Below are 20,937 nucleotides of genomic sequence, written 5' to 3' on the forward strand. Positions count from 1 at the left end.
CCAGTTCATGATATCAAATTTAAAGGTTAGAAATCGATCTTTGCACCGATGCGAAATGACCGGCCGAGTAGATCATAAAGAGACTGGTTCGTTGCTGGCGTTGCATAGGCACTTCCCGCAGGCCCTGAAGCGACTACCGGAGGATCCTTGTCCAGAAGGTTCGACACCGAAACGAACAAGGTGAGGTCAGACGATCCGAAATTAAAATCATGATAAACCGAGGCATCAAGATAGAACGCACCATCAATATGGTTGGTGTTTATTGTTCGTGCAGTTGAAGTCGATTCCGGACAAGCAGTGGTACACTCAACAAAACTATTGTCATATGTACCAGAGCTGATTCCGCGTCCAATAAGGTTGAGACGTAGCGGCCCGTTTGCATAAGATGCAGTTAATCTATACAGAAATTCTGGATTGCCACCGCTGCTGTTTTCTCCAACGATATCAACTGCTGGATCCAACCCATTATCGACAGTGTTTTCAAGGTAGAGAGTCGCTATTCCGCGAAGGACTAGAGAACCGGAACCAATATTGGTGCGATAAGAGGTCTCAAAATCAAGCCCGCGCGCGCGTTGCGAAGCAAAGTTAAAGGGGCTTTCAAAAATCTGCAGGTTTGTACCGAAATCATTCGGTCCCCGCACTATAGCATTACAATATTGGGTTACGCCCTCAAAACACCGGTCAATGATAATTTGAGCATCAAGTGAATCGATAGCATCATTTATCTTGATGTCGTAATAATCTACCGAGGCAGAAAAGCCCGGCAGGAAATATGGCTGGAAAATTACGCCCGCACCCCATTGATCTGCCTTTTCAGGATCCAGATTGGGGTTACCCGTCACGGTTCCGGAAAAAGGCACCGACTGGTTGCCGTTGAACGGATCAAGGACAGTATTTGATCGAGTAGAACCAGCCGTAAACAGTTCGGCCAGATTAGGCGCCCGAATATCGCGCGAGCGCGTAGCGCGGAAACGAAGCCCCTCGATTGGTTCGAAGCTCGCGCCTACCTTCCAAGTCGTGACAAAACCCGACGTCGAATAATCGGTCGCACGAATTGCAGCATTTAGGTCAAGACTGTCGAAAACGGGTACAAGCAACTCCAGATATCCTTCGGTGACAGAATAATCACCAAAGCTTGGCAAAAAGTTGCCTGCAAACCAGCCTGACTGATAACGCTCTTCGACATAACCGGACACCTCTTCAGTTCGGTGTTCACCTCCGACGGCAATAGCAACTGACCCAGCCGGTAACTCGAAAGCGTCGAAAGATAGATTGGCAGCATAGACGTTTTGCTCGAACCGCTGCAAACGGTAGGGATCACCCAAGATCCAATCGACTGCATCAGAGTCGGCAACGTTGGTCCCGAAACGATTTAGGGGGATACAGCCGTTGTCAGGGTTCGTTAGCGAGGAACGACAAACAATCGTGCCTGCGGCTACACCCAGACTATTCCCGGCCGGCGCGAACACAGCATCGGTTGCCTGAGTGAGTCGCGTGTTGTTCGCGATTCCGATCGCTGATTCCCGCGTTTTGGCAATACCTTTCTGGATATATGCATCCCAGCGAGCAACATTCCCGAATAGATTGAATTCACCATCCGCTCCGACGACATAACGTTGTACCCCGCGCTTTGTCTTGTTCGCCCGAATGCCCAGATCTGCATTTGTCGTCCCAAACCGAAATGAGGTCTCATTTGCGGCAAGAAGCTGGGTCCGGATGCTATCTGGTAGAAAAGCATTATCGGACTGAATTGTGACATTACCTTGATTGCGATGGATGCCCAACTGTCCGCTATTGACTGATCGGGAATAGCTCGCCTGAGCAAACACGTTCAGCCAAGGTGCAACCTCATAACTGATCCGGCCAAAGATATTTTTTCGGTTCTCTTCGGGGTCCAGTGACTGGGTGTTGTTGACCTGAGTAAGTTGCCAGTCACCACCGACAAGCCACGGATCACTGACTGTACCGAAATCCAATTGCCCTATCGCCCCGCCATTGCCAAAGTAAGTGCCGCGCAAAGACCCAGCGGTAATTAGGCCACCCGGCGTCGCAAGGCTGAGACCAGCCTTATCGGTGATTAGCCGCTCTGGCTGGCCATTTCCTGGTGCATAGGAAGGATTGGTTATCTGATACCAACCCTTATTATTCCAGTCTCTCGGTACACCATGCAGGCCGTCACGGACTGCTATCTCGCCGCTCAGAAGAATATGGCCTCTTCCATCGGCAAACGGCGTTCCGAAAGTGGCGTCGAATTTGCGATTGGCAGCATCACCGTATGTTGAGATACCAACCTCAGCACTAGTCTTCAAACCTGTGTATTTTTCATCAAGAATGAAGTTTACCACGCCGGAAACCGCATCAGAACCATAGGCAGCAGACGCGCCTCCAGTTACGACTTCAACTCCGGAAATTAGGCCTTGCGGAAAAGTATTAACGTCGACCTGTCCCCCGAGTGCCGATCCGACCGATCGCTGCCCATTGAGGAGAACGAGTGTCCTGCTGGAGCCCAGCCCGCGAAGATTGATAGTATTGAGGCCGGAAGTTCCCGAACTCATGTTGAGATTAGAGTTAGCTGGAGTGGCACTGCCGACTACTGAAGGAATTTCGTTTACAAAATCAGCCACGTTTGCTGGTGCGCTTGCTTCAATATCTTCTGTACCTAATACGGTCAGCGGAGTGGGTGCGCTATACCCATCTCGCTGGATTCGCGTCCCGGTTACTACAATCGGCGCGGTCGCCTCTTCCTGGGTTTGCTGACTATCGTCTGGCAAATCTCCTGTCTCAATCTGCGCTATGGCGTTAGGCGCAGAAAGTAGACTTGCTGCCAGTGCTATATGTGAAATGATAATCTTACCCGACATTATTAAACTCCCTTTTACTTAACTAATAAGATTCATTTCGCCATATTATTTGGAGTAAATGCATCTATTAAAATAATATATACTCTCCTATTGTATAATAATTTTATTGATACTTAGCATCCACTGACCCCTGACTTCCGCGGCAATGGCCGACCTGCTGCCGTACCCGTGGGCATCCCTTCGTCGATTGCCAGCACACCGTTTACCAACACAGTTTGCACACCCGTCGAGAAAAGCGTCGGCTCGACAAATGTTGCCCGCGGGGCATAAGTTTCCGGGTCAAAGACCACCACGTCAGCAAATGCGCCTTTTGAAAGCGTTCCTCGGCCTTCCAGCGAGAAAGATTTTGCGGGTACTGAAGTGCTCTGGTCGATGAACTGCCTGAGATTGATTACCTTACGGTCCTTCACATATGTGTCGTACTTTCGAGCATAGCTGGCGTAGTAACGCGGGTGGCCCCTTGACGCATCCGAACTCGTCATAACCCAAGGCCGATTCATAAAGGTGGCAATGTCTGCCTCATCTTGATTGAACGAGGCAACGCTAAGGTCAAACCGCCGCAACAAATCAATCGCCGCCTGCACTGGGTCAGCTCCCGTTTCTGTCGCGATCTCCTCCAGGGTCTTGCCTTTGACGTCGTCTGGACCGCTGGTAATCAACAGTGAAGTTGGACCACCACGCCGCCGCAGGTTGTCAGTCATCTCTGTTCTAATTTTTGCCATCTGCGGGGGGTCGTCAAATCGCTCCAAAGTTGATTTGCGACCACCATCCTGAGCCCATCGAGGCAGCAGCGCTGCATCAAGCCCTGTGCCGGAAGCTGACCAGGGATATTGATCTGCATGAACGACCTGCCCAGCAGATTGAGCCTTCTCTATCGCTCCAATGATAGTGGATGCCTTGCCATGGACATCAACTCCCAAAGCTTTGATATGCGCAATATGGACTGGAATCCCGGCCTCTTTTCCGATGCTTAGCGCCTCGGATACGGCACTTTCGAGTCCTACCGTGTAACTCGATTCATCCCTGATATGGCTATCATAGACACCGCCATGTTTAGCCGCCACCTTCGCCAAGGTGACAACTTCACCTTCCTTGGCATAGCTCTGAGGCGCGTAGAACAAGCCTGTAGAAAGCCCTAGCGCTCCCTGACACATGGCCTCGTCCACAATCGTCACCATCTGGGTCAATTCAGCTTTGGTCGGAGCACGATCTTCGCTCCCGATCACATTCTTCCGCAATGCCCCCAGTCCAACATAGCTTGCGAAATTGATACCGTAGTCACGCCCTGTGGCTTTACCGAAAACGGCAGATATATCTGTTTCACCTCCTCCATCGACGCCAATAAATGCGGTGGTTACGCCTTGGGTTAAAAAGGGCATTACCAACCGTGCGGCGGGCAGAGCAGAACTTAGTGCATCGCCTACATGTGTATGAGTATCTATGAAACCTGGCGAAACAATCATGCCTTTAGCCTCGATAGTTCGCAAAGCTGTCCCGGAGTATCTTGGCCCGACGAAGACAATCCGGTCATCTGAAATAGCGATATCGCCAACATACGGATCAGCTCCGCCAGGATAAATGGTTCCGCCTGTTATAAGGATGTCTGCTGATGTGTTGGGTTCAGGGACTTGAGCCGCAGCAAGGGTGTTAAATAGCAACCCAAATGCCAGCGAACTTGTCACGGCACATGCCGTTTTTGAAATCTTACTTTTCATAATAGTCCCCGTTTGATTATTAAATTACTTACAGTTTGACCCTTAGTCATGCTGAAGCCAATGATTTTTGTGCAGTGCGGTATAAACCAAAGGTATATCTATCCCCAAAAACCGGGCTCAGGGGGAGTCATAATCCCGCGACTTTCTTTCACCCCATTTTTGAAGTCCTCCATAAGCCAAGTAGGGCCGTCCAGATCGACAAAAGCGCATCGCTGCGCGAGTATTAGGGCGGGTGCGATTGAAAGCGAACTTGAGACCATGCATCCTACCATTAATCCGAGCCCCTCGCGTTCGGCCGCCTCAAGCATCGCAAGTGCGGTAGTCAAGCCGCCGGTCTTATCAAGTTTAATGTTCACATAGTCGTACCGCCGGGCAAGTTGAGCAAGGTCATCAGCAACATGACCAGATTCATCAGCCGCGAGTGGAATAAGTGCATCGAAACCTTCCAGCTGTGCATCATTTTCAGCGGGCAATGGCTGCTCAAGTAGGTCGACACGCAGCTCTAAAAGCCCGGACTGCCATAATGCCAGCTGTTCGATTGACCAGCTTTCGTTTGGATCGACTATTATCCGAGGGTTCGGCGCGGCTTCACGTACAGAGCGCACAGCGGCTATTGGATCGCAAGCATCGACCTTTACTTTTAGCAAGGGCACATCACTCAACTGCCGTGCAACCTTTGCCATGTTTTCGGGTGTATCTAGAGAAACGGTTATGGCAGTAGAAATGGGCTTAAGACTATCCCAACCGATCCGCTCAATAACTGATACGCCAGTCTGCTTCGCTTCCAAATCCCAAAGCGCACAATCCAGTGCGTTTCGGGCTGCTCCCGGAGGCATGATCTCCATTAAATAAGCACGGTCAGCGCCAGCCTCTATCTCCCCACGAATGGATTCGATCTGAGCAAGCACGCCCTCAATCGTCTCGTTATATCGAGAGTAAGGCACGCTTTCACCGCGACCGATATTCTTGCCCTCACGAATTTCCACGAAAATTGTGTCGGCTACCGACTTAATCCCGCGGGAAATGCGGAAGGGTCGTTTTAGGTGGAAAGGGGCGTGAATGGCGGAGAGATGGCGAAGCATTTTTCAATCCTGTCAATTATTAAATCGGCACCATGGACGTAGGGGTCAACGCAAGGCAAACCAGTGGTTTCCGCAATTTTATCACACATATCCCGCGCTTCCTTTTCAGCTAGCATCGAGGTGTTAACCGCAACTCCCACCGCGACTACGTCTGGGCTCGTAAGGCGTGCCTGCTCAAGGTTCGCTGCGATTGTGCGCTCAAGGGAAGGCATTGGAAAATGCGGAAGTCCACGCATGTGTTTGCGCGTCGGTTCATGGCAAATGACAATCGCACTGGGTTGGGCGCCATGCAAAAGCCCGGTGGAGACTCCGGCGAAAGACGGATGAAACAAAGACCCCTGCCCTTCGATGAGGTCCCAGCCTCCATCGGATCTCTCTGGTGCAAGCTGCTCGATTGATCCGGAAATAAAATCAGCAATAACGGCATCCACCGGAACACCCGACCCGGCTATCATTATACCTGTCTGGCCGGTCGCACGAAAATCTGCCAGGTAACCGCGAGCCTGCATCGCTTGTTCAATGCAGAGCGTGGTTACCATTTTTCCTACCGAACAATCGGTCCCGACAGTGAGAAGACGTAGTCCCTGGCGCGATGCCCCGGTTCCTACCTTCAATTTCATTGTGGGGTCGCGTACGTCAATCAACCGGCGTCCATTGCGCGTGGCTGCTTCTGCAAGCCTTGGAATATCGCGCAATCGACTATGTAATCCTGATGCGACGTCCAACCCTGCGTTAAGCGCTGCTTCGGCATCAGCTATAAGTTCTTCGGTAAGCGCGCCCCCCGCACTGGCGACCCCAAGGATCAGTGTTTTTGCACCAGCTTGAACGGCCTGTGAAAATCCCATTTGAGGCAGTCCAAGGGTCAGAGAGTTTTCCTCATGCACAAATTCGCCTACGCAATCGTCAGGGCGAAACATCGCGATTCCACGGGAAGTCTTGATTGATAACGGATCTGATGTGGACCCAAGGTAAAGTAAATATGGAGTTTCTATCATTGTTCCGACCGTTGTTAGAGTTCGCCCCTTCTTAGGATATTTGCCTCCGGTGGTGACATCATATGCAATACGAACGGTATAACCCCTCTGTATAGGAAAGAGAGCTAAGCTTTTGGGGTGAGTTTCTGCCTATAAAAATATCCAGCGATAATTATCAGGCGACTTTCCATCATGGTGTTAGCAATGACACTTTAATTTCCGTCGGCTTACAGGGTCCTGCAATTGAGAAATAGAACCTCAATATATCGAAAAGACTATGGAGGTTTCTGTTCCTCTAACTTCTATGCAACTGAAGCCGAGCGGCGTATGTGCAATCAACCGCTCAATGCTTTGTCTAAGCAGGCGGCTAATTAGGTTCTGTTTCCCAGCACACACAGTCCGAAAGTCTGCGGCCTTTGCTCCCGAGCCCCTGACTTTCTGTTTACCGGAAAGCGAAGAGCTCGTGTCGAATAAGCCGATTGGGTAGACCGTGTTCATTAGCTGCTCGGCGCACCGCGCCAAGCAATCCCTTGGGACCGCACACGGCGATATCGAGCGACGAGACATCGGTGCTGTTCACGATCTCGTCGAAACGCCCGGTGAAAGCCTCCGATGCCGGCCCGGTCGAAACCGGTACGAACTCGATACCGCGCTTTTGGGCCATGGCCTGGAGTACCGACACATCCGGGAAAGCCCGTCCTGGCGTATAGAAGTAGAACAATGTCACCTGGTCGAATCGGCTTGCTTCCTCATCCCTCATCCATGCAATGAATGGCGATATTCCGACGCCGCCGCCGATCCAGATTTCGCGCTTGCACTCCGGTTTCCGCTCGAAGCGGCCATATGGGGCATAGACATCGGCGTGCATACCCGGCTCGACCCTGGAGACGAGCTCAGTGGTATAATCGCCAAGAGCCCGAATGACGAAGCTGATCCTCCCTTCGCCGGAAGGTGCCGATGCAATCGTGAAAGGATGCGGCTCGCGTAGTCCATCAACCCTCATTCGCAGAAATCCGAAATGACCTGCATGGAAACGGGCCCGGTGGCTTACGGGTTCGAGCTCGATTTCGGCCGCAGCGGATCCGCGCGAGACGTTGACGACCTTATAATGGCCATGCCGCGCCACCAGCGGATAAAGCAGCAGCTTGTAGGCGGCGGCGATCACAGCCAGTGCCGACAAGCCAGTCAGCCACAGTCCGGCGGGGCTGCTCAGTCCCACAGGCGACTTAATGCTGAGCCAGTGCGCGATAACGACCAGGAAGAGCGGACCCGACAAGCGGTGCCACCAGCGCCACACACGATATGGAATGTTCCGATTCAGTGCGAGGATCACGATTCCCATCAGCGCAACAAAGCTGGCCTGCCGAACAAACCGCGTCCAGACAGGTGGCAATCCGAGAATCGGCTCGACCTGCCACAGCGGATCCCCTGCTTTGAAAAGAAGATGCACCGAGGCCAATACAAGGGCCCAGACACCAAGCCACTTGTGAGCGTCATATACCCGGTCCAGTCCGCCGAATATTCCTTCGATCACTTGCCAGCGCGCAGCCAGAATGGCTGCAGAGGCCATAAGCGCCAGAGCTGAAATCCCGCTAGCCAGGCTAAGAGTCGCCAGACTCGGCCAGGTTTCCGAAGGGACCTCCAGCAGAGTCAGGATCAAGCTAACTACCACGATCGCAATAACGGCTTGCCATGACTTCATAGTGGGTTTGGCTCCGTGGTTGCAGCTATGAAAGGCGAGCAGTAGGCCCTGCATGCATCCGAATGCCTGGTATCGTCAAGCTTTCAACGGATTTACATCGCTCCGGCGATTCACGTCTCCGCGTTCTGCAGTGATCTACCGGCCAATACTATCTTCGTACAGACAGGTGGGCTATAATTCGCATAAAAGAGGATATAGTATGTTATGTTCGATAGTAATCATTTGATATTTTAAATTCAGGTAGGGTCTAGCATTTCTAATAATTCATGCGCTCTGTGAAGCGATACATGCTACTATCAGCGACAGCGAGGAAATACCTTGCGAAGCAAACTGCCCCGATCTGAGTTGTTATAATTGCTCTTTAGGAGCTGCTGCTTGGAATTGACTAGCGAGTTACCTGTTCGTGTTTGGAAGGGCCCCCAATGAACAACGATACGACACCCCATGGCGATCCCGGACTAAGTCTCGCTCAGTCTATGGTAGTGACCTCCGATACACCCCTGCTCTTGCTGGACAGTGACTTAACTGTAATCGCCGCCAGCGCTTCCTTTTGCCAGGCATTTGCACTTGATCCTCAATTGGTCACCGGCAGCTCGATTCTGGCGATGGGAGATGGTGAATGGAATTTACCAAGGTTGAAATCGCTTTTATCGGCGACTAGCTCAGGCGGGGCTGATATTGAAAAATACGAAATGGACCTTGTGGCTGGCGATGGTTCCGGCATCCACCGTCTGGAGTTATCCGCACACAAACTCCAATACGATGATGCAGATGGTACGCGACTGCTCTTGTCAGTTATCGATCAAACTGATGCTCGCGCTGCGGAAAAGGTTAAAGACGGACTTATCGCGGACAATGTAATGCTGATGAAGGAATTGCAGCATAGGGTCGCGAACAGCCTTCAGATAATAGCCTCAGTTCTTATGCAATCGGCACGGCGCGTCGCCAACGACGAGACTCGCAGCCACCTGCAAATGGCACATAATCGTGTGCTCTCAGTCGCGGCCATCCAGAAGCACCTTACCGCCACGGGCACTGACGACGTTGAGCTGCGGCCCTATTTAACCCAGCTGTGCCAAAGCATCGGCGCATCTATGATAGCTTATCCGGACGAACTTTCGATCATTGTCGATAGCGACGATACGATCGTCCCGTCAGCCACATCAATCAGCCTCGGCTTAATTGTGACGGAGCTTGTCATCAACTCTCTCAAGCATGCCTTTCCTGAAGATTCTGGCGGAAAAATAACTGTATCATATAAGAATGACCCAACAGGCTGGACCCTGATTGTCGCGGATAATGGTATAGGGATTAAAACTAGTGGTCCGCCTGCAGTTGCTGGCTGGGAACTAGCATTGTCGAAGCGATCTCACGCCAACTCCAAGCGCATACAGCTATTGCCGATGGTAATCCCGGAACCATTGTAACAATCACCCATAAGAAAACCGAAGTAAATGATGCTGACTCGCAACCTTTGGTGGATGCAGTTTAGGCGCAGACGATAGAAGTTTACCTTTGTTCTGATGCTCGCACTACAGCAAGATCGCTATCAGTCGGCGATTAGTGCGAGGAAATCACATTGGCCACACGGTTTTCATGCCAGCCTCGATTCCTATCAGCGATAATCAACGATAAATGGTGACGCAATCTGCACTGCTATTCTGCGGCAAGGCATCGCCGCGCTCATTATTTTGATAGCTTAATTTGTTAGGCGCAAATCCTGATCAGGTCGGATAGCTTCCCTGAAACTGCATAAATTTAAATATAACCAGCAAATATAACCAGGAGGGGATTCATGATGGCGAAATCCGCATTGCGTACAAATTTATTCTATGGAACATCACTAGTGGCCGCCATGATGGTAGCCCCGACAGCGGCTTATGCTCAGACCGCAACGGATACCGAGCAAGTCCCCGAAGCATCAGACGATAACTATGCACAGGAGGCTTCACAGGGCAGCGGACTTACCCAGATTGTCGTGACGGCCCGCCGCCGCGAAGAGTCGGTCCAGACGATCCCGGTCGCAGTGCAGGCAATCTCTGCCGAGGAAATCCAGCAACGCGATCTGACGAGCCTTGAAAAGATCGCTGCATCAACGCCTAACTTCACAATAGCACGCGCATCAAATGGTGCGGGCGCTCAGCTCACTATGCGCGGGATCGGATCATCTGCCACTTCAATCGGGATCGAACAATCGGTCGCTGTGGTCGTAGACGGTGTCTATTATGGGCAAGGCCGTGTGATCAATGAAGGGTTTTTCGACCTTGCACGGGCGGAAGTCCTCAAAGGTCCTCAATCACTGTTTTTTGGTAAAAACGCTACCGCTGGTGTTATTTCTCTGACTACTGCGGACCCCGGACCGGACCCGGAATTTATTGGCCGCGTCGGCTATGAGTTCGCCGGAGAAAAGGCATATGCAGAAGCCATTCTTTCACAGCCGTTGACCGATGATCTGGGGTTAAGGGTAGCGGTGCGTGGCTCACGCATGTGGGGCGGATATTACACCAACATACAAGAAGCGAACCCCTATCCGACATTTGATGTGGCCACCGGCGTTACCACTCCTCATACTGCGGCACCGGCAGCAACCGATCAGCCTCAGGAGCGCGAGTTGATTGGTCGTGTGACCCTGAAATATGATCCGGATGACCGGTTGACTGTGAACCTTAAAGCTTCTGGTTCCTATAATCGCACGGTTGGTAATGGCTGGAACTATGCGCCTGTTAAGTGCCCCACGGGCGAATCCAGCATTGCTCCCAACTACCCTTGTGACGGTGGCTTCGTTATCCATCAGAATAATATTCCAACCGATATTGCGCAAAATTTCCCTTATGCTCGCGATGATGGCGCATTGTACAACAGATATAGATCGTTGGCAGTTACTGGCACGATCGAATATGCTCTTGATGATATAACGATCAGTTCCATCACCAACTATAACTGGAACAATAACCAGTTTACTTGTGATTGCGACTTTTTCAGCGGCGGTGTCTGGGCAACGGAAGATAGCAGCTATGATGCATTCAGCCAGGAATTGCGCGTGCTCACGGACTTTGATGCACCTGTGAATTTGATGGTTGGTGCGTTGTACCAGAAAACCAAGAGGAAATTTTATCAGGCTGTGATGTTCTCGAATATCGAAGATTCGTCTGCCTCTCCGCAAAATCGCTACGTTGCCTATTCCAAACAGTCGTTAACTGATGGTGAAACGCTATCGGGATATGGTCAGGTGATGTGGGAAATCACACCAACGCTAGAGGCAACAGCGGGCGTTCGTTATATTCATGAGACCAAGGATAGTTGGTTCACCCAGCCCTATGTTAACGCTGCCCTTACAGGGATTTTTGTCCCCCAAAGTGCGCCTGTGAACGGGACTCTCTATGGTGATCAGACATTCAATGATTGGTCACCTGATTTCACCTTGAGCTGGAAGCCGACCCAGGACTTGATGCTCTATGGTGCCTACCGGGTAGCCTATAAGTCAGGAGGTTACTCCAACAGTGCGATCAACTCCGCCCTGGCGCTAAACGCGTCTCAGGATCTTATTTTTAACCCTGAAAAAGGCAAGGGATTTGAATTTGGCGTCAAATCCAATCTGTTGGACAATCAAGTTCGCGCCAATGTGACATATTATAATTTCAAATATACAGACCTTCAGATTGATTATTTTAATGCCCAGACATTTGCATATATTACCAACAATGCAGGCGGAGCACGCACCGAAGGTGTTGAATTGGAATTGGAATATGCGCCATATGCTGTTCCTGGACTCAGATTGCGTGGTAGCCTGAATTACAGCGATGCCCGCTATCTGGATTTTATCGCTCCTTGCTATTCAGGCCAGTCTATCGCGGCGGGCTGCACAATCGCTCCAAGCGGACAGCCCCTTCAAGACCTTAGCGGCGTTAGCACTGCGTCGGCGCCAAAATGGACGGCCACTGCTGGCGTCTCTTATGACACCGAAGTGTCAGCAGGCCTGAAACTAGGCACCAACGTCGACATGCGTTATAGCAGTTCCTACCTTGGATCGGCTTTCGGTGATCCGGCAACAAGGCAATCATCCTATGCTATTCTTGATGCGGGCATCCGCATCGGCGCCAGTGATGATAGCTGGGAACTCGCGCTTATCGGTAAAAACCTTACCGACAAGTTCTATTTTACAGGCGGTGGTTCAGCACCGTTAACCGGGTCAGGAACGGGAACCAACGCGGCCATACCTAGCGATGCAATGGGATATGGCGCTTTCCCGCGCACAGTGAGCTTGCAAGCAACCGTGCGTTACTAATCAAAAAATGACTGTGCGTGATGGTTCGGTGGAGCCGTCACGCACAGGCTGCGAAAGCCGCATGAGATTGGCGTCTGCCATCCAATTGAAGTGCCGCAGCAGAGAAAAGCATATTTTCCCAAAATAACCGATATCTACAACAATCGCTCCGTTGCCTGGCCGCGCATGCAGTGGTTTGATGCCATGGATGAAGCATAGCCACCGGCATTGATAAAGGCGATGTAATCCCCCTCAGCAAGCTTCGGCATCGGATGGTCCTTTGCCCAGATATCCAGCGCCTCGTTAATATTCCCTGCAATCGTCACGGGAACAAGCGGATCATTATCCGCTGGTAAGATGCACACGACCGGCTCGCACGGCAGGTCATAAAATGCCGGTTCGGGGGCCAGGTTAAAGCCGCCATTGACATAGGCGAACAGTGTGTCTCGTTTCATTTCCACATCGCAGACCGACAATATCAGCATGCCCGCATCTTTTACGATGAAATCGCCCGGCTCAACCGCGATAGTCAGGCCCGCATAAGGGCTTTTGGAACCGATATGCCGCGCCAATATGTCCGCCCATCGCCCCAAATCCAGCAGATCATCTTCGACGCGGTGGGGAAGGCCGAGGCCGCCGCCAATATTGACAGCCCTAACATCGGGCAGGTCTTTCAGGAATAGCGCGCAGGCTTCAACCGCCCTTTCCCATTGGTCAAGCTGTCCGGAAAGATAACCGCAGCCGACATGGAAATGCAGCGTATCAACAGTCAGCCCGTATTCTCGCGCCATTGCCAGTGCTTCGTTCCATTGTTCACGGTAGATCCCGAACTTGGTCGTGCCATTTCCGGAATAGGTCAGCTTTTCACTCTCGTCATATCCGGTTCCCATGGCCGGATTAACCCTTATGCCTATGGCGCTATTTGGCCTGCGTTCTCCAATACGCCGGATCATGCCGATCGTGTCGCAATTTATATGAATGTCCGGATGCTGTAAAAGCCGGTCCAGATCAGCATTGGATACACCGGTTCCCGTAAAACTGATTTGGGCTGGCGCAAAACCCGATGCGAGAGCGCGGTCCAGTTCATCGGGGGAACAGATATCGACGCCGCAGAGTCCCGTTCGTGCTATCATTGTCAAAAGCGGTTCAAACCGGTTGGCCTTCATCGCATAATATATTTGATGGTCACCGCCCGTTTGCTCCAACGCGCGGGTCAGGCGCTGCAGATTGGCTACTATTCGGTCAGAACTGTAAAGATATAATGGACCGACGGTTTTCTCCGCCAATGCGCAGACATCATGGCCCGCAAAGGTCAGTCGGCCATCGACGTAGCAAAGATCATCGCGCTCCCACCAATGCCGACTTTTCACTGTGGCCCGCAATTTAATGTTTCAAGATAGGCCTTGCCAGACTCATGAACCGCTTCTGTGCGTCCGGTAATCCAGCGTCGGCATTGGGGTGCACCGCAATGGCAGGCGAATTGACGATACAAACGGTCCTCGGTCACCGCATAATCAATAGTCAACACGTCATTAGCGCGAATATCACGCACTGTAATCAGCCTGAAGCCATCCATATCAAGCCTACAATTGGGGGCGCAGCTATGGGAGAGATAACCGATATATTCCGTGCCGCAGATATGGCTGTCCTGCCATATCTGAAGGCTATGCTGTTCTATCTCGGCTTTAATCTCACCGGTAAAATGGTGAATTACCTCATCCGCTTTGCAATCGACAAGAATACGGACGCCCAGCCCCTTTTTCTCGTCAATATAGCAAAGGGTGAGCGGGTCGCTGCTCTTCACAGCTTTAGGTTGACCTGATGCTGATAATAACATGAAATTTTCAAAATGCCCCATTAATGCCCTTCGTTCGTCGGTAGCAGAAAATATTTCCGCTGCCGAATATAGAATCACAATAACGGGACAATCTTATTAAATTGTAGATGGTTCTCATCATTTTCATAAAAATACCTGACATCGTCCATCAATTCGCGCACCAGATATATTCCAAGTCCGCCGATCTTGCGGTCTTCAAGAGGCAGGCTGGTATCGGGAGCGGGGACCGACAGGGGGTCAAATTCCGGGCCATTATCGATTATTTCAACCGCAATATTTTCGGACGTCACCGCTACCCGGACCGAAATGTCGGGGACTCCGTCAATATGGGCGTGATTCAATATGTTGCTGATAACCTCGTCACAGGAAATCATCACGCGCTGTGCGATTTTGTCGGGCACATATTGTTCCGCAAGAAAACCCTCTATCGCATCAAGAAGGGTCGTAAAGCCATCGCGGCCATTTTCTAGCGTCCGGGAAAAAAGCGTTTCCATATGACTTGACCCTAGCGGAATCTTGCTGGATTATACCATAGTGATTTAAGCGAAGAAAAAATATAACGCAATTTCAATAATATCTCTCTGGTGGGCTGCAAATGGCTTCACTTGGCAAAGATTGTAAAAGAGAAGATTTAGATGGACCTGAATGAAGAAGCCCTTGACGGAGCACTTATACTTCACGCTTCGGGCCGGTTGGACACCAATACCGCCCCGATATTGGAAGCGGCCTTGCCCGCGCGGGTGGAATCAAATCCGGTCGTGATATTGAACCTTTTAGATGTCCCGTATGTCAGCTCTGCGGGTCTGCGCGTCCTGTTAAAAGGCGCGAAAGCGGGAAAAGCGAGCGGCAATAAATTGATCTTGTCGGGCTTAGCGGAATCTGTGCAGGACGTTTTCGATATTAGCGGCTTTACGAGTATCTTTGTCATCTCGCCAACAGTGGAAGACGCGCTCGCTACACTGTCCTAGATGCAGGACCAAGGACGGCGATAACACCGCTGGGCTTCAACAAGACCGCCAGATCGTCTATCAATATATCAGGTTCCAATTCCGGATTAAGAGCATGATAAGCATGTGCGCGTTCGGAATCTTCGTCCGTGAATAGTGCCATTATCTGAGACGATGCCGGAGAGGCCTTGTCCCATTTCATCCACTTTATGCTGGTTACAGAATAGGCACGGACGCCAGCTTCAATTATCCTGTCGGCAGAGCCATTCAGAATATTGCGCTCAAAATATTCCTGTGCCGCAAGGGCATTGGCCAGTGCTAAAGTGGGTTTATCACCGCCACATTCCCCGATAATGACCGCGGCCTCTTGTTCGTTTTGCGCGATGGCGTAGAAGCATCCCCCCGCTGTATCGCCCAGCATCCTGATGGCAATCGCAGTCCCGCAAGCTTCTTTTTTAACCGGCGGGAAACAGCTTTTTCTATAGCTTTGCACGCTGCTATATTCGTCGCGGTTAACCTCGGCATATGCCATTTGCCGGTCTTGCCGTGACATTGCTGCACGCATGCTGGTGCCCATCAATTGCACCGCATTGGACAGGTCAATTGTCTCGCGGATCGTCAGTTTTTTCTGGTCCTGCTCGACTTCTCCATCAAAGAAACTGTCTATCAAAGCCGTGGCATGGTTCAGCTCACGGCTGATCCGGTGACCCAGAAACCAGCCCAATATTGCGCCAATCAAGCCTGCACCGATGACCAGCAAAATGATGTTATATCTCAGCGCAGACAGCCTTTTATACATTGGCGTTGAATCGATCTGTGCCGATATGGTGCCTCTGGGGTCCGCCGCAGATCCCACAGGTGCTGTTGCAGTAACGATATACTTGCTGTTCGCAGGAGCGCGCGATCCCAATAGAGTCACGTCCGGTGCTGTATCGCGGACCAGAACCATCCGTTCCAAACCGTCAATATGCGCAGCCGCACGAGACAACCGATCCGCCTGTTCCGGGGACAGCATTTTCGCATCGGGTCTGGCGGATAAAAACTGTGCCGTTGTCACCGCCGCCGCCGTAGCTTGTGCATCAAGCGCACGGGTCATTTCCGCCTTGTCCTGCACATATAACAGTGCCCCGTTGACGCACGCCAACAGCATGAATAACGGCACAGTAAATGCAATGATGATCGCCTTCACCCTCACCGCGCATTTCCTTCCTGCATGCGTAGCAACCCGACAGTGAAGGCAGGACATTCAAGCGCCATGGTATAGACATGCGGCTTGGCGAACAGCAAAGCGTCCAGACCATCGGGGCCAGCAACATAATCCCCAACGGACTCCAGACCAAATAGCAGTCCGCTTGCATCAAAAATTGCTGGCGCAGGCCTCCCCTGCCCCTCGCCTTCTTGTTCTATTACCGCGCTTCCGGCCAATTGGACGACAAGTATATTGGCGATTTTTGCCTTGGGAAGAATGAGAGCCCCCGCCTCGTAAGTCCGCACCTTTCCATGGCGCGCAATGATTTCAAGCTCGTCCTGCGCCAATTCCGCAAAGGGCAGAATAGGGCGCAAAGCTGCACAGGTGGACGCTATGTCATATTGGGTCATAGCAGCCGCCCCCTTAGCAGGTTTACTGCTATTTCGGACTGGTCCAGAAGCAAGGTGATTTTGTCCGCTTCGCCAAGGTCGATCTTATCACCCGGTGAAAACGGAATGGCCGTGTCCCTTTCGTCGCCCTTATATATCTCTATCGTCAAGCTGCCGGTTAATTGGATGACACCTGTGGCGCGGTCCAATATGATGACGCTCTCTTGGGCCGTATCGATAAAGGACAGCCATTTTGATGCCAGCCCGTCATCCTGTGCGATACGCCCGGAAAGCATTTTCATCGCGTGCATTTTAAGGTTCATCTGCGGCGCTGGCTGGTTTCGGGCTATCCAGACCGCCAATATTGAATCATTATCGACTAACCGGACAGTCCTGCCCTGCCCATCTGCTGACAGGATGTTGTCGATAAGCTCCGCATCCTGCTTGCGCTTCGATATGTGCGTCTGGACCTGGATATCATCCCTCTTGCTGGAAATCTTACGGGTGATATTGGCAAGGCTGTCTCCCAGAAGAGCGGCTTCGCGTGGGGTCACATGCTGTTCTGGCGGTGCAAGTTTTCCTGCCGCAATTTTTAACGCATCGCGCTTTAACTGCGCGATCGGCACGGCAATCCGGCGCACCAGCATCAATGTCACCAGCCCGCACGCTATCAGGGAAACAAGACCGATCAGCGCGCTGGCGAAAAGGATATTTTGGGTCGCAATCTGGATAACCGAAATATTGACATCCGCCCCTGCACTGGCGGCAATATTGCTGTCCATGCTGCCAACAGGCGCAGCAGCAGTTTTTAACAGACCCCATTGTTCCTGATATTCAATCGGTGAGATATAGATAGAACTGTCTTTTGCAATCTTACGCAGGCCATCCATTGTCTCGGCAGGAAGCTGGTCCATGGTGCCGAGGGGTGAATGGTCATCCCCTTGTGTGGCATCAAGAATATAAAGGATATCCCCCTCACCAACAATGAGCTGGGTATAGAGATAAGTAAGGTCCAGTTCTTTCAGGATGTTCCGCATCGGTACCGCGTTTTGCAAATATTGCGCGGATTGCTCAATCTGGGCGGCCTCGCTCTCGGAAAGACCGCCTTTTTCGCGTGCCTTTTCAATCAGCCAGTCATGGTCGGCCGGGTCAATTAATGCTCCCGTCAGCGCACTGGTTGTTTCCAGCTTGGCGTCAAAACCTTCCAATATCGTGTCATAAATCCGGTTATAGACAAATATCGCCAGAGCAATCGCGATAACAGCAATAGCGGGCAGGAAATAACGCAGTAGCAAGGTCTGGATAGCCATGCCCTGTTGCCTTACAATTTTAGGCTGCATAAGCACGCCCGTCCTGCATTCGCAGCATAATCAGCGCCAGTGCGGGAAAGCGGCAGGCAACATCCTCAATATGTCTGCGCCTTAGCCACATCCTTTGGCCGTTTAGATCGATTGCCCTGTCATCGAGACTTTCCTGGACCGAGGTGAGCTGCTCGGCCAATGCTAGTAGTGACATGATCGGCGCCTTAGCCAGTTCGGGACGCTTCTGTATGGCGCTTATCTGGTCAATGATCGTGGGTTCCGGCTCTGCGTCAAGATTCAGCAATATCGCAATAGTCGAACGCACCATTTGCGTGGGACGGCTTTTCAGTGCGTTACGCAGAATCGGGGCCAAGTCGGTCACGTCATAATATTGCGACAGCGCATGGGCGGCCGCAGCAACTTCAAACGGTCTGGGCGTTTGCAGAATATCCGACAATAGCTCGCATATTCCGGTCTGGCTGCTCGTCGGCGACGATTGGGATTCTTTATCTTCGCGCTCGATCAGCGGCTTGAGCATTTTGAATGTGCTGTGATTCAACCCGCTTTCTATCGTTTCAATGGCATTACCGCGCACTTTTTGATTGGCCGAATGCAACGAAACGATGAGCAAATCAAAATTCGGCAACCGGCCGCCAAGCGCCAATAGCTCGAGCACGAAATCCACTGATGCCCCAATGCGTTCTTCAATAGCCTGAGCCAAAAGGCGAAGTGCCACCGTTTGATCCGCCTCTTGCGCAATATTGCGGACACTCTCTATACTTTCATGTGCAAGGGCGACTTCGCTTTCAACAATCTGGTCAAGCTGTGAATTGAACTGCGCGGGGGATAGCATGGCCAAGGCCCGCGCAGAAAGTGATCGCGCACGGTAGGACATATCCGCATTGGACATGCAATCCGTTAGGCTAGGGATCGCAATATCACCAAAATTACGCAATATTCCTTCGAATTTGCGCGTCTCAAACGGGCTGAGCTGGGCCGCACTCTCAACCATGTTCGGAATAGATTGGGCATCATCAATCGTTCCGAGCATGTCGATAACCGAAAGGCGGTGCGCGCGCTCAAGCTTGGGTAATATGCGTGTCAGCCCGCGGACAATACCAATATCCCCCGGCAGGACAAGGTTTTGCATCGCAGCAATAATTTCACCGACAGCTTTCGGAGGCGCTGTCTCCAGCCTCTCAAGCAGTGTTTCCAATTCCCTGGTCCGGTCATGATCGATCACCGCAGGATTTGCCCGAATATCAGCGGAGGTTTTTCCTGGTCCTACATTGGCAGCAAAACTCATCCAGCCGCGGCGCATATTGATTGTCATCGCCGCCGGATAATAATGCCGTAATGCCATCACAATGAATATTAAAAGCCCGCTGGTAATGACACCAATGCCCGATAATTGCCGCATATCGCTGCTAAATGCTGCCAGCAAAAGGAACCCGCCTGACAAAAAACTGGCCAGAGGTTCAGCCAGACCCTCAATCACCGTTCGCAAGGGCCGCTTTACGGTCATTGGCACTGCGTTAAAGAGCAAGTTCTGATTATTATATTCAATTGATGTCAATACACCATGATAGGCGAAAAAGGCCGCTAATGCCGCCATCGGGCCGCCAACGAGAAAGAAAAATCCAAAGGCGGCAAAATAGGTTACCGGCAAAATAAGCGCGACATTACGCACGCCCATTCGCCCGACAAGACGGTTGAACAGGAACAGGCAGATCAGAAGATTGAATATATTGGCAGCGGCATAAAGCTGTCCGAACAGGGCGGCGAGCTGCGCCTCACTGCGCCCGACCTCAAAGACCGTGGAATATTGGAATTCGATAAGATTGGTCAGCAATAAGGTAACAAAAAGCGTGAGCGTAAGCATCAACACGTAAGGCGACCGGCCAAAGGAAGAAATGACAAGCGCGATTTGCCGGCGTACGTCTATTTCCTCCCCTTCAATATCAATATCACTATCCGCAATGCGCTGCCATCTGCGCCGAAGTAGCTGCGCGACAGGCACGGTCAGCAACACGATACCAGACCAGATCAACATGAAATAATGCATGGGAAGTGACGCAGCAAACAAGCCCACAATGGATGCACCTATCGCCATTCCCAAGGCACAACAGGCGGAAAATAAAGGGAATAACCGTTTCGCGTCCTGAATATCGAAATAAGTGTCGGTGAAGTTCCAGAATAGCGAATAGATCGCGATATACCACGCAACGACATAAAGTTTCAGGACATAATACAGGACTGTCTGCCATTCCGGTGGCAAGCCAGCTTCGAATAAGGCCCATAATATGACGCCCCCCGCGAACAGCATTGCCAAAGTAATATCGACAACATGGTCAATGGAAAACCGCACCATCAGATATGAAAACAGCGCCGTGTAAACCAGCATCACCGCAGGCGTGAGCATGAAAATTAAGGGAAGTTTATCCGGCCCGACATTACTGATAAACGCAGCGTCACTGGCACTAAAACCGATGCCGATACCGGCATTTAGTAGCAACGCAAGCATACCGAATTGCAACAGTTTTACCCATTCCCCGGGCTGGACGTGGAAAAGGCGGTTAACGAATATCTGCACTTTTCCTCCTAGTCTCTCATGTCTCCGAAATACCATTGCATCGGCGGCGCCGCACTTACATCTGCAATCCGCTATTGCACGGA

15 protein-coding genes are annotated in these 20,937 nt (G+C 51.5%); 3 read left to right on the top strand and 12 right to left on the bottom strand.

Annotated features, from left to right (window positions below):
• Positions 1-26 precede the first annotated feature (26 nt).
• The 5 genes from VIN76_RS09595 to VIN76_RS09615 form a co-directional block, all read right to left on the bottom strand.
• Positions 27-2,861, bottom strand: a complete 2,835-nt coding sequence (locus tag VIN76_RS09595; protein ID WP_332041621.1) for a TonB-dependent receptor domain-containing protein — start codon at positions 2,859-2,861, stop codon at positions 27-29.
• A gap of 113 nt (positions 2,862-2,974) precedes the next feature.
• Positions 2,975-4,576, bottom strand: coding sequence for an N-acyl-D-amino-acid deacylase family protein (locus VIN76_RS09600; RefSeq protein ID WP_332041622.1), 1,602 nt, complete (start codon positions 4,574-4,576; stop codon positions 2,975-2,977).
• A 98-nt stretch (positions 4,577-4,674) separates the two neighbouring features.
• Entirely contained in the window at positions 4,675-5,658 is a 984-nt protein-coding gene (gene dgcA, locus VIN76_RS09605) for an N-acetyl-D-Glu racemase DgcA (RefSeq protein WP_332041623.1), read from the bottom strand.
• On the bottom strand, positions 5,616-6,653 hold the full coding sequence (dgcN, locus tag VIN76_RS09610) for an N-acetyltransferase DgcN (protein WP_332041624.1): 1,038 nt from the start codon (positions 6,651-6,653) through the stop codon (positions 5,616-5,618). The genes dgcA and dgcN overlap by 43 nt, the downstream gene beginning before the upstream one ends.
• Before the next feature lie 421 nt (positions 6,654-7,074).
• Positions 7,075-8,304: a ferredoxin reductase family protein gene (locus tag VIN76_RS09615; RefSeq protein ID WP_332041625.1), complete on the bottom strand. Its 1,230-nt coding sequence runs from the start codon at positions 8,302-8,304 to the stop codon at positions 7,075-7,077.
• 452 nt (positions 8,305-8,756) lie between these two features.
• On the opposite strand from VIN76_RS09615, the gene VIN76_RS09620 reads away from it, so the two are divergent.
• Both VIN76_RS09620 and VIN76_RS09625 read left to right on the top strand, forming a co-directional pair.
• Positions 8,757-9,761: a sensor histidine kinase gene (locus VIN76_RS09620; RefSeq protein ID WP_332041626.1), complete on the top strand. Its 1,005-nt coding sequence runs from the start codon at positions 8,757-8,759 to the stop codon at positions 9,759-9,761.
• Between the two features lie 368 nt (positions 9,762-10,129).
• Positions 10,130-12,619, top strand: a complete 2,490-nt coding sequence (locus VIN76_RS09625) for a TonB-dependent receptor (protein WP_332041627.1) — start codon at positions 10,130-10,132, stop codon at positions 12,617-12,619.
• A gap of 134 nt (positions 12,620-12,753) precedes the next feature.
• Here VIN76_RS09625 and VIN76_RS09630 read toward each other — a convergent pair whose 3' ends face one another.
• The 3 genes from VIN76_RS09630 to VIN76_RS09640 are packed head-to-tail and all read right to left on the bottom strand — an operon-like array spanning position 12,754 to position 14,929.
• Positions 12,754-13,968, bottom strand: a complete 1,215-nt coding sequence (locus VIN76_RS09630) for a diaminopimelate decarboxylase (RefSeq protein WP_332041628.1) — start codon at positions 13,966-13,968, stop codon at positions 12,754-12,756.
• Positions 13,965-14,456: an SET domain-containing protein-lysine N-methyltransferase gene (locus VIN76_RS09635; RefSeq protein WP_332041629.1), complete on the bottom strand. Its 492-nt coding sequence runs from the start codon at positions 14,454-14,456 to the stop codon at positions 13,965-13,967. Before VIN76_RS09635 ends, VIN76_RS09630 begins: the two co-directional genes overlap by 4 nt.
• 53 nt (positions 14,457-14,509) lie before the next feature.
• Positions 14,510-14,929 carry an ATP-binding protein gene (locus tag VIN76_RS09640; RefSeq protein ID WP_332041630.1) on the bottom strand — a complete coding sequence of 140 codons (420 nt, stop codon included), beginning with the start codon at positions 14,927-14,929 and terminating at the stop codon, positions 14,510-14,512.
• A 141-nt stretch (positions 14,930-15,070) separates the two neighbouring features.
• On the opposite strand from VIN76_RS09640, the gene VIN76_RS09645 reads away from it, so the two are divergent.
• Complete coding sequence (locus VIN76_RS09645) at positions 15,071-15,403, top strand: STAS domain-containing protein (protein ID WP_332041631.1); 333 nt, start codon at positions 15,071-15,073, stop codon at positions 15,401-15,403.
• Here VIN76_RS09645 and VIN76_RS09650 read toward each other — a convergent pair.
• From VIN76_RS09650 to VIN76_RS09665, 4 genes are read right to left on the bottom strand one after another with little or no spacing between them, the layout of a single operon-like run.
• Positions 15,390-16,577, bottom strand: coding sequence for a hypothetical protein (locus VIN76_RS09650; protein WP_332041632.1), 1,188 nt, complete (start codon positions 16,575-16,577; stop codon positions 15,390-15,392). The two genes, VIN76_RS09645 and VIN76_RS09650, sit on opposite strands and share 14 nt — an antisense overlap.
• Entirely contained in the window at positions 16,574-16,981 is a 408-nt protein-coding gene (locus VIN76_RS09655) for a hypothetical protein (RefSeq protein ID WP_332041633.1), read from the bottom strand. Before VIN76_RS09655 ends, VIN76_RS09650 begins: the two co-directional genes overlap by 4 nt.
• Positions 16,978-18,270 carry a histidine kinase gene (locus VIN76_RS09660; RefSeq protein WP_332041634.1) on the bottom strand — a complete coding sequence of 431 codons (1,293 nt, stop codon included), beginning with the start codon at positions 18,268-18,270 and terminating at the stop codon, positions 16,978-16,980. The genes VIN76_RS09655 and VIN76_RS09660 overlap by 4 nt, the downstream gene beginning before the upstream one ends.
• 19 nt (positions 18,271-18,289) lie before the next feature.
• Positions 18,290-20,854, bottom strand: a complete 2,565-nt coding sequence (locus VIN76_RS09665) for an MFS transporter (RefSeq protein WP_332041635.1) — start codon at positions 20,852-20,854, stop codon at positions 18,290-18,292.
• Between the last annotated feature and the right edge of the window lie 83 nt (positions 20,855-20,937).

It is taken from the genome of Parasphingorhabdus sp., from assembly GCF_036568145.1.
Classification (GTDB): Bacteria; Pseudomonadota; Alphaproteobacteria; order Sphingomonadales; family Sphingomonadaceae; genus Parasphingorhabdus.